Here is a 14,905-nt window from a genome sequence, read left to right as displayed (position 1 = left end):
GCAGCACCGGCTCCGGTCCCGAGTAGTCCACCCGGATGCGTGAACCCGAAGGGACCTTCAGCCGGTCCGGCGCGAGGTCGTCGAACCGGACGGCCCCCACCATTGGTCCCCGCGATGCCGGGACTTCGTGCTCATTCCGGGTGACGAGTGACCGGAATGGCCTAAGGGATGTCGATTTCCGGTGTCTTTGCGCTGCTAGCATCCGCACGTCAAAGCAGTGCGAATGCCGCGGCGTCGTCCTGGGTGTCGGGGCGCGGGGTTCGCGGCAACGCATTCCGCACAGGAGGCTCCCGATGGCCGATTTCGCCGCTCCGGTCCGCCCGGCCCCGGTCCGCACCGCGGTCAACCTGTTCTACGCCGGCCTCGCGGCCACCGTCCTGGCGGTGCTCGTCGTGATCGTCGACCAGGCCGGCCCGGACGGCCTGGGCGCGAACTTCCGCAGCGCCTATTCCTCCTACAGCGCCGAGAAGCTCGCCGAGGTCAAGGGCATCACCCTGACCTACCTCTTCACGCTCGGGGTGCTGAGCGCGCTGGTCTACCTGGCCCTCATCCGGGCGGTCCGGAAGGGCAAGGGGTGGGCGCGCATCGCGGCGATCGTGGTCTTCGCCGTCGGCACCGCCCTCGGCTTCTACCACTTCGGTGAGAATTTCCCCGTCCTGGTGACCCTCAGCGGGATCCTCGTCGGCGTCGTCGGCCTGGTCGCCGCGGTGGCGTTGTGGACGCCCGCCGCGTCGGCGTACTTCTCTCGCAAAACCGCGCACTAGTCCACCGCGCCGCGAATCGACGCGGTTTCCGGGGCGGCCCCTCCGCGGGTCGCCCCTTTTTCATGCGTGAACACCGGGATTCTGCGCAGTGTGGAATAGGGCGGTACGCCGGTCGGGCGGTGTCGCCGGTGTCGCCCGTAATGCGGGTGCGGATTTCATGCCCGCCCACTACGGGGCGGTCTTGATGGCGTGCTGCGCCCGCCGCTACAGTCGGTCCACCTTCGTGAACGTCTGCCCGATGCCGGCTGCATCCGCCGGGACGATGTCCGTCTTATTCGTCGGAAAATCCGACTGTGGGGTGTGAGGCTGTTGTCCATCTTCGCGCACTCGTCCGACGTGACAGGTCGGGGAAATCTCGTCGATCATTTCCGGGCTTACTTCGCGGAACGTCCGGAGGAGCGCACCTACCGATTCCTGGTGGACGGCGAGGGTGAACCCCTCGGTCTCACGAACGCCGAGTTCGACGCGCGCGTCCGCGCCATCGCCGCGACGCTGCGCGCCCGGGTGCCGGCCGGTGACCGGGCGCTGATCGTGTGCCCGGCGGGCCTGGACTACGTCGCCTCGTTCTTCGCCTGCCTCTACGCGCAGGTGATCGCGGTGCCGGTGTACCCGCCCAACCCCTCGCTGCTGCAGCGCACCCTGCCCCGCCTGCTGGCCGTCATCGACGACGCCCGCCCCAGCGTGGTCCTCGCCCCCGGCTCGATCACCGCCATGTCGGAGAGCTTCGCCGAGCACGCGCCCCGCCTGCGCGACCTCATCTGGCTCACCGTGGACGACGTCGACCCCGCCGCCGCGCAGGAGTGGCGCCGTCCCGACATCGCCGCCGACGACCTGGCATTCCTGCAGTACACCTCGGGCTCGACCAGCAGTCCCAAGGGCGTGATGGTCGGCCACGACAACCTCAGGCACAACATCGACCGGATCAACCGGGAGATCTTCGGCACCGGACCGGGCGACCACATGGTGACGTGGCTGCCGCCGTACCACGACATGGGCCTCATCGCCGGCCTGCTGGCCCCGGCGCACGCCGGCTACCCGGTGACCTTCATGTCGCCGTTCTCCTTCCTCAAGCGGCCGCTGCGCTGGCTGCAGGCGATCGCGGCGAACCGCGCGACCATCAGCGGCGGCCCCAACTTCGCCTACGAGCTGTGCCTGACCAAGATCACCGAACAGGAGCGCGCCGAGCTGGACCTGAGCACGTGGCGGATCGCCTTCTCCGGCGCCGAACCGGTGCGGCTGGAGACCCTCGACCGCTTCGCCGGGACCTTCGCCGAGTCCAGCTTCGACGGCGCGGCGCTGATGCCCGCCTACGGCCTCGCCGAGGGGACGCTGGCGGTGTCCGCCGGCGGTTGGAAGGGCCGGCTGCTGTGGCGCCACGCCGAGGCCGAGGCGTTGACGCGCAACGAGGTGGTCGACGCGAGGCCGGGGGCGGAGGCGCGCACCGTGGTCGGGTGCGGCGTGTCCATCAGCGGCCAGCGGATCGCCGTGGTCGACCCGGCGACCCGGCGCGAGCTGCCCGCCGAGCGCGTGGGCGAGATCTGGGTCGCGGGACCCAGCGTCGCCAAGGGCTATTGGGAGCGCCCACGGGACACGGAGGAGACCTTCGCCGCGCGGCTCGACGACACCGGCGAGGGACCGTTCCTGCGCACCGGCGACCTCGGTTTCCTCGACGGCGGCAACCTCTACGTGACCGGGCGCATCAAGGACGTGCTCATCGTCGACGGCCGCAACCACTACCCGCAGGACATCGAGCGCACCGTCGAGCTCAGCGACCCCGTGGCACTGCGCCAAGGCTGCGGGGTGGCCGGCTCCGTCACCGTCGACGGCCGTGAGCGGGTCGTCGTCGTGCAGGAGCTGGCGCGCAACCCCGCCTCGCTGGACCTGGACGCCGTCATGGCGGCCATCCGGGTGGCCGTGGCCGAGGAGCACGGCCTGGGCGTGGACGAGATCGTGCTGGTGGGCAAGGGGAAGGTGCCCAAGACCTCCAGCGGAAAGCTCCAGCGCTCGGCCTGCCTGGCCCTGTTCCGGGCGGGTGGGCTGGACGCCGCCGCCACGTGGAGCGCCACACCCGCCGCGCGGCCGGCGCCCGCCGTGCCGGTGGTGGGGCCGGACGAGGTCGAGGCGCGGTTGCGCGCGGAGCTGTCCGCGGCGCTGGGCGTGCCCGCCGCCGAGCTGGACCGCGACCGGCCGCTGGCGGGGTTCGGGCTGCGCTCGGTGGAGATGGTGTCGCTGGTCGGCGGCTTGGAGCAGTGGCTCGGGCGCACGCTGCCGGCGACGCTGATGTGGGAGTACCCGACCATCGCCCGACTGGCGTCCCACCTGGGCGCGCCGGGGGTGTCGGCGACCGGCCCGGTGGACGACCCGGCGGGCTCCGCCCGGCCCGAGGCACCTTCGACGATCGGGCCGGTCGAGTTCACGCACCCGGACCTCACGCACCCGGACCTCACGCCCACGGACCCCGCGGACGTCGCGGACCGCCCGGCGAACCCGGTCCGGGACGGGGTCGATGTCGCGCATATCGAGGCCGCGCACACCCGGGCCGCACGCGCCGGGGCCACGCGCACTGGGCTCGCGCCCGCCGTGGCCGCGCCCGCCGGGGCCGCGCCCGCTGGGTTCGAGTCTGCCGGGGCCGCGCCTGCCGAGGCGGCGCACACAGGAACCGCGCACATCGAGGCCGCGCCCGCCGAGGCCGGGCGCACTGGGCTCGCGCCCGCCGATGGCGCGCCTGCCGGGGCCGCGCCCGCCGATGTCGCCGCCCGCCCGGCGGACCCGGTGCGGGAGCAGGCCGGCGGCGGCGCGGGAGACACGCCGGCCGAGCCGATCGCCGTCATCGGCATCGGCTGCCGCTTCCCCGGCGCGGACGGCCCGGAGTCCTTCTGGCAGCTGCTCCGCGAGGGCCGCGACGCGGTCGGCACGGTGCCCGCGGACCGCCCGCGCGCCGAGGACTTCGGACCCGAAGGCGCCGTCACGCGCCACGGCGGCTTCCTGGCCGACGTGGACCGCTTCGACCCGCACTTCTTCGGCATCTCGCCGCAGGAGGCCGCGCGGATGGACCCGCAGCAGCGGCTGCTGGCCGAGGTGGCGTGGGAGGCGCTCGAGGACGCGGGGCTGCCCGCGTCCCGGCTCGCGGGCTCGCGGACCGGGGTGTTCGTCGGCATCTCCTCGTTCGACTACGCGACCTTCCAGCTCAATGACCTCGACGGCATCGACGCGCACACCGGCACCGGCAGCGCGCTCAGCATCGCCGCCAACCGGCTGTCCTACCTGTGGGACCTGCGGGGCCCGAGCATGGCCGTGGACACCGCGTGCTCCTCGTCGCTGGTCGCGGTGCTCCAGGCGTGCGCGAGCCTCGCCCGCGGCGACTCCGACCTGGCCCTGGCCGCGGGGGTGAACCTGGTGCTCTCGCCCGCGGGCGCGATCAACTTCGCGCAGGCGGGCGTGATGTCGCCCGGAGGTCGGTGCAAGCCGTTCGACGCCGCCGCCGACGGGTACGTGCGCGCCGAGGGCGCGGGGGTGGTCGTGCTCAAGCCGCTGCGCCGCGCGCTGGCGGACGGCGACCCCGTGCACGCGGTGGTGCGCGGCGGCGCGGTCAACCAGGACGGCCGCAGCAACGGGCTGATGGCGCCCAACCCGCACGCGCAGGAAGCGGTTCTGCGCGCGGCCTACGCCGCCGCCGGCGTGGCGCCCGGACGGGTGCACTACGCGGAGGCGCACGGCACCGGCACGCCCCTGGGCGACCCGATCGAGGTCAAGGCGCTGGCCGCGGTGCTCGGCGAAGGCCGCCCCGCCGACCGGCCCTGCCTGATCGGCTCGGTCAAGTCCAACGTCGGCCACATGGAGGCCGCCGCGGGCATCGGCGGGCTGATCAAGGCGGTGTTGATGGTGCGCCACCGGGAGGTGCCGCCGACCGTGCACTTCCGCGAGCCCAACCCGCACATCCCGTTCCACGAGCTGCCGCTGCGGGTCGCCGACGCGCTCGCGCCGTGGCCGGTGGCCGACGAGCCCGCGCTGGTCGGGGTCAGCTCCTTCGGCTTCGGCGGCACGAACGCGCACCTGGTGGTCGAGCAGGCCCCGGCGCGCGTCGGCGGCTCGACCCCGGACGGCCTGGCCCACCCCGTGGCCATCTCCGCGCGCACGGCGGACGCGCTGCGCGAACTGGCGGGCCGGTACGAGCGGCTGACCACCGGCGGCGGGGTCACCGTCCGGGACCTGTCGTTCTCCTCGACCGCGCGCCGCGACCACCACGAGCACCGCCTGGTCGTGGTGGGCGACTCGGCCGTCCGGCTGGGGGAGTCCCTGCGGGCCTTCGCCGCCGGCGAGGACGCACCCGGCCTGGCCGTGGGCACCCGCCGGTCGGCGCGGTCGGACAAGGCCGTGTTCGTCTTCTCCGGCCAGGGCAGCCGCTGGTGGCCGGTGGCGCCGGACCTGGCGGACTCCGAACCGGTGTTCCGGTCGGTGCTGCGGCGCTGCGACGCGCTGCTGCGCCGGCACGTCGACTGGTCGCTGCTGGAGCAGCTCGCCGCCGCCGACTCGCGCCTGCTCGACACCGACCGCGGCCAGCCCGCGCTGTGCGCGGTGCAGATCGCGCTGGCGGCGCTGTGGCGGTCGTGGGGCGTGGAGCCGGCCGCGGTGGTCGGCCACAGCGTCGGCGAGATCGCCGCCGCCCACGTGGCCGGTGCGCTGGGCCTGGAGGACGCGCTGCTGATCGCCCTGCACCGGGGGACGGCGCTGCGGGCGGCGGTGGGTCGGGGCCGGATGGCCGTGGTCGGGCTGCCGTGGGACCGCGTGCCGGAGGTGCTGGCGGGGCGCACCGCGTTGTGGGCCGCCGCCGGCAACAGCCCCGGCACCACGGTGCTGTCCGGCGGGACCGCCGAGGTGGAGCGGCTGGTGGCCGACCTGGCGGCCGACGGGGTGTTCGCCCGGCTGCTGGAGTCGGTGGAGTTCGCCTCGCACAGCCCCTTGGTGGAACCGGTCGCCACCGACCTGTGGGAGCGGCTGTCGGGACTGCGGCCCCGCGCGACCGCCGTGCCGATGATCTCGACCGTGACCGGCGAGCCGGTCGACGGCGCCCGGCTGGACGCCGGGTACTGGGCGGAGAACATCGTCCGGCCCGTGCTGTTCGACCGCGTGGTGACCGCGCTGGTGGAGTCCGGGCACGACGCGTTCGTGGAGATCTCCCCGCACCCGGTGCTCGGCGACGCGGTGCGCGAGCGGATCGAGGTCCAGCGGGCCGAGGCCGTCGTGGTCGCCTCGCTGCGCCGCGACCGCCCCTCCCGCGAGGCGCTGTTCACCGAGCTGGGCGCGCTCTACGCCGCCGGGTGGCCGCTGGACTGGACCCGCGTCGTCGGGACCGCCGGATCGGTGGTCGGGCTGCCGACCTACCCGTGGCAGCGGCAACCGCTGTGGCTGCCCGCCGGCCGCGCCCGCCGGTCGGGTCGCGCGGGCCACCCGCTGCTGGCGCACGAAGTGCGCTCGGCCGTGGCGCCCCGGGCCCTGCACTGGACCGCCCGGGTCGACCTCGACGGCTTCGGCTACCTCGACGACCACCGGGTGGACGGCACGGCCGTGCTGCCCGCCGCCGCGGTGCTCGACGCCGCCCTGACCGCCGCCCGTCGCGCCCTCGGCGACGGCACGGCCGTGATCGAGGACGTGCGCCTGTCGGCCGTGACGGTCGTGCCCGCCGCCGCGACCGACGACACCCTGCAACTCGTCCTGGTGCCCGAGGCGCCCGACACCGGCGTGTTCCGGCTGTTCACCCGCGACACCGCCGAGGAGGGCTGGACGGAGGCGGCCGACGGCCGCTACCGGCTGCCCGACCGCGGTGCGACGACGGCGACCGAGGACCTCGCCGCGGTCCGCTCCCGGTGCGCGACCCCGGTCGACGTGGCGGGCCACTACGCCGCCCTGCACGGCCGCGGGCTGGGGTACGGCCCGGCGTTCCAGGGCATCGCCGAGCTGTGGTGCGCCGACCGCGAGGCGCTGGCGCGGTTGGCGCAGCCGGTGGACCGCGACCCCTACACGGTGCACCCGGCGCTGCTGGACAGCTGCCTGCAGGTGCTCGGCGCCGCGCTCGACGCGGGCGGCACCCACCTGCCGGTCGGCGTCGGCCGGTTCACCGTGAGCGGCGCCCCCGCGTGGGCGCGGGCCACGGCCGGCGTCGTGGACGGCGCCGACATCACCGGCTGCCGCGTCGAGCTGTTCGACGCCGGGGGGCGGCCGGTCGGCGTCGTGGAGGACATCGCGCTGCGCCGGCTCGGCGGCGGGCGCGACGCCGTGGACGAGTCGGTGCTGGTGCCGGTGTGGCGGGAGGCGGACGCCCCGGCGGCGCCGGCCGCCGCGCCCGGCCGGTGGCTGCTGCTGGCCGACCGCGACGGGACGTGCGCCGACCTGCGCTCCGGCATCCTGGCGGCCGGGGGTGACGCGGTCACCGTCACGCCGGCCGCGGGCTTCCGCCGGGTCGACGCCACGCGTTACGAGATCGACCCGGACCGGGCCGAGGACGTCACCGCCCTGGTGGCCGAGGTCGGCGTCGTGGACGGCGTCGTGCACGCCTGGGCGCTGGACGCCGGGGCGGGCGACGAGGCGGGCGACGAGGCCGCGCGGCTGTGGACCGGCCCGACCGCGTCGGCACTGCACCTAGTGCGGGCGCTGGCCGCAGTGACCGCGCCGCCCCGCCTGGTGGTGCTCACCCGAGGCGCCCAGCGCGTGGCCGACGAGCCGGTGGCGGTGGCGCAGGCGGCGCTGTGGGGCCTGGCGCGGGTGGTCGAGTCGGAGCACGCCGAGCTGCGCCCCCTGATCGTCGACCTCGACCCCGCCGGCGGGGTGGAAGGGCTGTACGAGGAGGTGACGTCCACCGGAGCGGGCCAGCTCGCGCTGCGGGCGGGCCGGAGGTTCGCCCCGCGGCTCGCGCCGTTCGACCCGCGACCCGCCCGGGCCGAACGGGGTTGGCGCCACCGGCCGGCCGGAGGCGACCACCGGGTGATGGCCACCCGCCCCGGCCTGCTGGACAGCCTCGAACCCGTCCACTGCGACCCCCGCCCACCCGGACCGGGCGAGGTGCGGATCGCCGTGTCCGCCGCCGGGCTGAACTTCAACGACGTGCTCAAGGCGATGGGCGACTGCCCCGGCGTGCCCGCCGAGACGGTGCCGCTGGGCGCGGAGTGCGCGGGCACCGTCGTGGCGGTCGGCGAGGGCGTGACCACGCCGGCCGTCGGCGACGCCGTGGTGGCCGTCGCGCCGGCGAGCATGGCCACCACCGCCACCACCCGCGCCGAGCTGGTCGCGCCGCGACCGGCCGGGCTCGACGACGCCGAGGCCGCGGCCGTGCCGATCGCCTTCCTCACCGCCGTCTACGGCCTGGAGCACCTGGGCCGCCTGGCGCCCGGTGAGACCGTGCTGATCCACGCCGCGACCGGCGGCGTCGGCCTGGCGGCCCTCCAGGTCGCCCGGGCGGCGGGCGCGGAGGTGTTCGCCACGGCGGGCACCGAGGAGAAGCGCGAGCTGCTGCGCGGCATGGGCGTACCGCACGTCATGGACTCGCGTTCGCTGCGCTTCGCCGACGAGGTGCGCGAGCTGACCGGCGGGCGCGGCGTGGACGTGGTGCTCAACTCGCTGGCGGGGCAGGCCCTGGCGCGCAGCCTGGACCTCTTGGCGCCCGGCGGGCGGTTCGTGGAGATCGGCAAGCGCGACGTCTACGACAACAGCCACCTGGGGTTGGGCTCCCTCAAGCACAACCGGTCGCTGTTCGCGGTGGACCTGGAGCACTCCCTGGCCGAGCAGCCCGCGCTGGTCGCCCGGCTGCTCGACCGGATCTCCGCGGGCTTCGCGGCCGGCGAGTTCCACGCGCTGCCGGTGACCGAGTTCCCGTACTCCCGCGCCGAGGACGCGTTCGGGCACATGGCGCGGGCGCGGCACATCGGCAAGGTCGTGCTGCGCCCCGACGAGCGGCCGCCGGCGCGGGTCGCGGTCCGGGCCGGCGGCACCGTCCGGCCCGACGCGACGTACCTGATCACCGGCGGCCTGGGCGCGCTCGGCCTGGAGACCGCCCGCCACCTGGTCGACCAGGGCGCGCGGCACCTGGTGCTGGCGGGCCGCGGCGGACCGGGGGACCGGGCGGAGTCGGTCGTCGGCGAGCTGCGCGAGCGCGGGGCCGACGTCCTGGTGCGCCGGGCCGACGTGTCCCGGGCCGAGGACGTGGCCGCGCTGCTGGCCGACCTGCCGGCGCCACTGGCCGGGGTCGTGCACGCGGCGGGCGTCCTGGACGACGGCGTGCTGCTGCGGCTGGACGCCGACCGCCTGCGGACCGTCGCCGAACCCAAGGCCGTCGCCGCGTGGCACCTGCACCGGGCCACCGCGGACCTGGACCTGGACTTCTTCGTGCTGTACTCGTCCGCCGCGGCGCTGCTGGGCTCGGCGGGCCAGGGCAACTACGCCGCGGCCAACGCCTTCCTCGACGGCCTGGCCCAGCACCGGGCCGCCCTCGGGCTGCCCGCGCTCAGCGTCGACTGGGGAGCCTGGTCGGGAGCGGGCCTGGCCGCCCGACCCGACCGGGGCGGCGCGCTGGAGGCCCGCGGCGTCAGGGGCATCACCCCGGCGCACGGCGTCGCCGCCCTGGACCGGCTGCTGCGGTCGGACCTGCCGCAGGCGTGCGTGCTGCCGCTCGATCGGGTCGCGGCGCGCGAGGCCGCCGACCGCGGCCTGCTGCCCCCGCTGCTGGCCCGGCTCGTCTCGGACGGCGCGCCGGCGACCGGCCGGCGGCCGCGCGGCGAGGTCCACGACCGGATGCTGGCGGTCGAACCGGGCCGCCGGCGGCACGCGATCCTGGCCCGGCACTGCCAGGAGGAGGCCGCGCGGGTGCTGCGCCTGGACCCGGACCTGGTGGACCGGTCCGCGCCGCTGAACGCCATGGGGTTCGACTCGCTGCTGTCGCTGGAGCTGCGCAAGCGGCTGGAGACCTCGCTGCGGGTCGAGCTGCCCGCCACCGTGACCTGGCGCTACCCGACCATCGACGCGCTGGTGCCGTTCCTGGCCGAGCGGATGGGGGTCGCCCTGGAGGCGCCGCCGGCGGACGCGGCGCCCGAGGACGACACCGACGGGCTGGACGACCTGTCGGTCCGCGAGTTGGAGGAACTCCTGCTGGCCACGGCCGAGCAGATCGACGAAGGACGGCACGCATGACAGCCCCGGAGGACACCGCCGCCACCCTCAGGCGCGCCTACACCACCATGCAGCGGCTGCGGCGCGACCTCGAAGCGCACGAGCGCGCCCGCACCGAGCCGATCGCCGTCGTCGGCCTGGGGTGCCGGTTCCCCGGTGGCGCGGTCGACGGCGACAGCTACTGGGACCTGCTGGCCTCGGGCACCGACGCGGTGCGGGAGATCCCGCCCGACCGGTGGGACGTCGACGCGTTCTTCAGCGCCGAGCCGAGGCCGGGCAAGGTGAGCACCCGCAGCGGCGGCTTCCTGGACCGGGTGGACGCGTTCGACCACGACTTCTTCGGGATCTCCCGGCGCGAGGCGCTGGCCATGGACCCGCAGCAGCGGCTCACCCTGGAGGTGGTGTGGGAGGCGCTGGAGGACTCCGGCCGCGCGCCGACCCGCCTGGCGGGCTCCCGCACCGGCGTGTTCATGGGCGTGTCCAGCTTCGACTACGCCACCGAGCACCTGCTCGACCCGGTCGACTTCTCCGCCCACGCGGGCACCGGGGTCGCGCACAGCGTCGTGACCGGCCGGGTGTCCTACACACTGGACCTGCGCGGGCCCAGCATGGCGATCGACACCGCGTGCTCCTCGGCGCTGGTGGCCGTGCACCAGGCGTGCCAGAGCCTGCGCCTGGGCGAGTCCGACCTCGCCGTGGCGGGCGGGGTCAACGTGGTGCTGTCCCCGCTGCCGAGCGTGTCGTTCTCGCAGTTCGGCCGCATGGTGTCGGTGGACGGCCGGTGCAAGGCGTTCGACGCCTCCGCCAACGGCTACGTGCGCAGCGAGGGCTGCGGCGCGGTCGTGCTCAAGCGGCTGTCCGACGCCGAGCGCGACGGCGACCGGGTCCTGGCGGTGATCCGCGGCGCGGCGGTGAACCAGGACGGTCGCAGCGCCGGCGTCACCGCGCCCAACGGCTCGGCGCAGCGCGAGGTGCTGCGCCAGGCGTTGGCCGCGGCCGGTGTCGGACCGGACGAGGTGACGTTCGTCGAGGCGCACGGCACCGGCACGCGGCTCGGCGACCCGATCGAGGTCGAGGCGCTGGCCGAGGTCTACGGCCGGCCGGCGGGCCCGCCGCTGCACCTGGGCTCGTCCAAGACCAACATCGGCCACGCCGAGGCCGCCGCGGGCATCGCCGGGCTGATCAAGGTGGTGCTGGCGCTGCACAAGGGTGCCATCCCGGGCAACGTCCACTTCCGCCGGCTCAACCCCGACATCTCCTTCGCGGGCACCACGTTCACCGTGCCGACCGCGTTGACCCCGTGGCCGGAGACGGGAGGCCCGCGCACCGCGGGCGTGAGCAGCTTCGGGTTCAGCGGCACCAACGCGCACGTGATCCTCCAGCAGGCGCCCGAACGGGCCGCGCCGGCCGAGGCCGACGACCGCAGGCCGCGGTCGGTGCTGGCGCTGTCGGCCAAGTCGCCGACCGCGCTGACGGCCCTGGCGGCCCGCTACCGCGACCGGTTCGCCACCGCCGCGGAACCGGTGGCCGACCTGTGCTACTCCGCCAACACCGGCCGGTCCGCCTTCGCCCACCGGCTGGCCGTCACCGGCGGCACGGCGGGCGAGGTCGCCGAGCGGCTGGCCGCGTTCGCCGAGGGCGTCGTGGCCGACGGGGTGGCCGCCGGCCGGGCCGGCTCGGCCGGCGAGGTGGTCTTCCTGTTCACCGGGCAGGGCGTGCAGCGGGTCGACATGGCCCGCGGCCTCTACGAGACGCAGCCGACCTTCCGCGCCGCGGTGGACGAGTGCGACGCGGTGTTGCGCCCGATGCTGGAGCGGCCGCTGCTGTCGGTGCTCTACCCCGACGGCGGCGACCGCGACCTGATCAACCGGACCGCCTACGCCCAGCCCGCGGTGTTCGCCGTCGAGTACGCCCTGGCCCGGCTGTGGCAGTCGTGGGGCGTGCGGCCGGCGGCGGTGCTGGGGCACAGCTTCGGCGAGTACGTGGCCGCCTGCGTCGCCGGCGCGATGAGCATGGAGGACGGGCTGGCGCTGACCGTCGTCCGCTCCCGGCTGATGCAGACGCTGTCCGGGACCGGCGCCATGGCCTCCGTCGCGGCGCCCGAACTGGTCGTGGCCGAGGAGCTGGCCGCCCACCCGGGCCGGATCTCCGTCGCCGCGGTCAACGGCCCGACCGCCACCACGATCTCCGGTGACGGCGAGCTGGTCGACGCGGTGTGCGCGGCGTTCACCGCGCGCGGCATCCGCGCCAAGCGCCTGCACATCACCACCGCCTCGCACTCGCCGCTGGTGGAGCCGATCCTGGACGAGCTGCGCGCGGCGGCGGAACGGATTACCTTCAGCCCGCCGGTGATCCCGCTGGTGTCCAACGTGACCGGCGAGCTGTGGCCGTGGGACCAGGCGCCCGACGCCGACTACTGGTGCCGCCACGCCCGGCAGCCCGTCCGGTTCGCCACCGGCGTGGCCACCCTGCGCGCCCTGGGTCACCGGGCGTTCGTCGAGGTCGGCCCGACCGCGACCCTGCTGGGGCTGGTCAACGACATGCTGCCCGCCGAGGACGAGGCCGTGCTGGTGCCGAGCCTGCGGCCGGGTCGGGACGACTGGCAGAGCCTGCTGGCGGGCGTGGCGCTGCTGCACACCCGCGGCGGCGACATCGACTGGGCGGGGTTCGACGCCGACTACACCCGGACCAGGGTGCCCGTGCCCACCTACGCCTTCGACCCGACGCCGAGCCGGCGACCGCCCCGCCGGCGCGGCGGCCCGGTCCCCGCGGCCGAGGAACGGGCGGACGGTTCGGAGGAGTTCGCCGACGAGGCCCTGCCGCACCGCCTGGTGTGGCGGCGGTCGACCGCGCCCGCGGTCGCGGACGGCGTCCGGCGCGCGTGGCTGGTGCTGGCCGACGCGGGCGGCGTGGGTGACGCCGTCGCCGCCCACGCGGCACGGCGGGGCGAGCGCAGCGTGGTCGTGGTGGCGGGGGAGCGGTACCGCCACGACGGCGACCGTGCCACCGTCCGCCGCGACCACCCCGAGGACCTCACCCGCCTGCTGGGCGGGCTCGACGTGGGCGACGACGAGGTGACGGTGGTGCACCTGTGGGGCCTGGACGCCGGGGCGGCGGGCCCGGACGACCTGCTCGACGCAGAGCGGGACGCCTGCGCCGACGCCGTGCACGCCGTGCGGGCACTGGTCGGCGCGGCCGTCCCGGCCCGGCTGTGGCTGGTCACCCGCGGCGCGGTGGCCCTCGACGGCGAGGTGCCCGGGGTCTCCGGCTCGACGCTGTGGGGGCTGGGCCGCTCGGTGCGCCAGGAGCACTCCGGCATCTGGGGCGGCCTGCTCGACCTGGACCCGGCGGCGACCCCCGACACCGCCGCGGGCGCGTTGCTCGACGAGATCGGCCGCGGCCCCGGAGAGGACCAGGTGGCGTTGCGCGACGGACAGCGCCACCTCGCCCGGCTGGTCCGCGCCGAGGGCGTCGAGCCCGCCGGTGCCGCCGGGTTCGACTGGCGGCCGGACGGCACCTACCTGATCACCGGCGGCCTGGGCGGCCTCGGCCTGGCCGTGGCCCGCTCGGCGGTGCTCGCCGGCGCCCGCCGGCTCGTGCTGCTGGGTCGCACGCCGCTGCCACCGCGCGGGCGGTGGGCCGAGCTGTCCGACGACCCCCGCGTGGCGGCCGTCCGCGAGCTGGAGTCCCTGGGCGCGGCGGTGCACCTGGAATCCCTCGACATCGCCGACGCCGACCGGGTCCGGGAGTTCCTGGACCGCCACGAACGCGAGGGCCGGCCGCCGATCCGCGGCGTCGTGCACGCCGCCGGCGTGGGCGACGTCGTGCCGCTGCCGGAGCTGACCGCCGAGGTGCTCGACTGGCACCTGCGCCCCAAGGCGCTGGGCGCGTGGGTGCTGCACCGCTGCCTCGGCGAGCGCGACCTGGACTTCTTCGTGCTGTTCTCGTCGACCAGCGCCGTCCTCGGCTCGCCCTTCTTCAGCGCCTACGCCGCGGCCAACGCCTTCCTCGACGCCTTGGCGCACCTGCGCCGGGCGCACGGCCGGCCGGCGGTCAGCGTCAACTGGGGCATCTGGCGCGACACCGGCCTGGCCGCCCGCGAGGCCGAGGCCACCCCCGGCCTCAGCCGCGGCATGGGCACGCTGACGCCCGCGCAGGCGCTGCGGGCCTTCCACCGGCTGCCCGCCCACGACGTCGCCCAGCTCGCCGTCATCCCGGTCGACTGGGAGGAGTGGGGGCGGCGCTACCAGCAGGTCTCCGGTTCGGCGTTGCTGGCCGAGCTGGTCGACGCGCCGGCGGGCGAACCCCGTCCCGTCGCCCGCCGCGCCCGCGTGCTGCCCACCCGCGACGAGCTGGCCGCGCTGCCGACGGCCGAGCGCGCGCCCCTGCTGACCGCGCGGCTGGCGCTCAGCCTCGCCGCCACGCTCGGTTCGCGCACGCCGCCGGATCCCGACCAGCCGCTGTTCGACCTCGGCGTGGACTCGCTGATGGCGGTGGAGCTGAAGAACGAGATCGAGGGCGCGCTGGGGGTGTCGCTGCCCATCTCGGCGTTCCTCGACGGCGCCACCGCCCGCGACCTGGTCGACCGGATCACCGGGCACCTGGCCGACTCCGGCGGCGACCGGCCCGACGACGGCCCCATCAGGCGGGTCGAACGGGTCGAGGACGCCGCCGCGCGGCTGCTGGCCGAGCTGGCGCGGATGCCGGACGACCCCGGCTCCACGAATCCCGACACGAACGACTCCGGCACGAACGGCCCTGTCAGGAACCGCCCCGGCACGAGCGGCCCCGGCTCAGGGATCCGCGGCCCGGACGGTCCCGGTTCGGCCAACGGCGGTCCGGACGGCCCCGGCTCCGGGACCCGCGGCGCGAACGTCCCCGGTTCGCGAAACGGTGGCTCGACGAGCCCCGGCCCGGACGTCCCCGGCACGAACGGCACCGGGCCGACCGCCGCGACCGCGGCCCCGACCGGCGAGAGGAGCTGA

General features: G+C 76.0%; 3 protein-coding genes. All 3 read left to right on the top strand.

Going from position 1 to position 14,905, the window contains the following annotated elements; all coding sequences use genetic code 11:
* The first annotated feature begins 293 nt into the window (after positions 1-293).
* The 3 genes from ACWEFJ_RS34375 (at position 294) to ACWEFJ_RS34365 (ending at position 14,905) form a co-directional block, all read left to right on the top strand.
* Entirely contained in the window at positions 294-764 is a 471-nt protein-coding gene (locus tag ACWEFJ_RS34375) for a hypothetical protein (RefSeq protein WP_378090105.1), read from the top strand.
* A 417-nt stretch (positions 765-1,181) separates the two neighbouring features.
* A complete protein-coding gene (locus ACWEFJ_RS34370) occupies positions 1,182-9,941 on the top strand; it encodes an SDR family NAD(P)-dependent oxidoreductase (RefSeq protein ID WP_449716303.1) in 8,760 nt (2,919 codons plus the stop codon).
* Positions 9,938-14,905, top strand: coding sequence for a type I polyketide synthase (locus ACWEFJ_RS34365; RefSeq protein WP_449716302.1), 4,968 nt, complete (start codon positions 9,938-9,940; stop codon positions 14,903-14,905). Before ACWEFJ_RS34370 ends, ACWEFJ_RS34365 begins: the two co-directional genes overlap by 4 nt.

This window comes from Actinosynnema sp. NPDC004786 (genome assembly GCF_053601135.1).
This window is presented reverse-complemented; position numbering and strand designations above follow the sequence as displayed.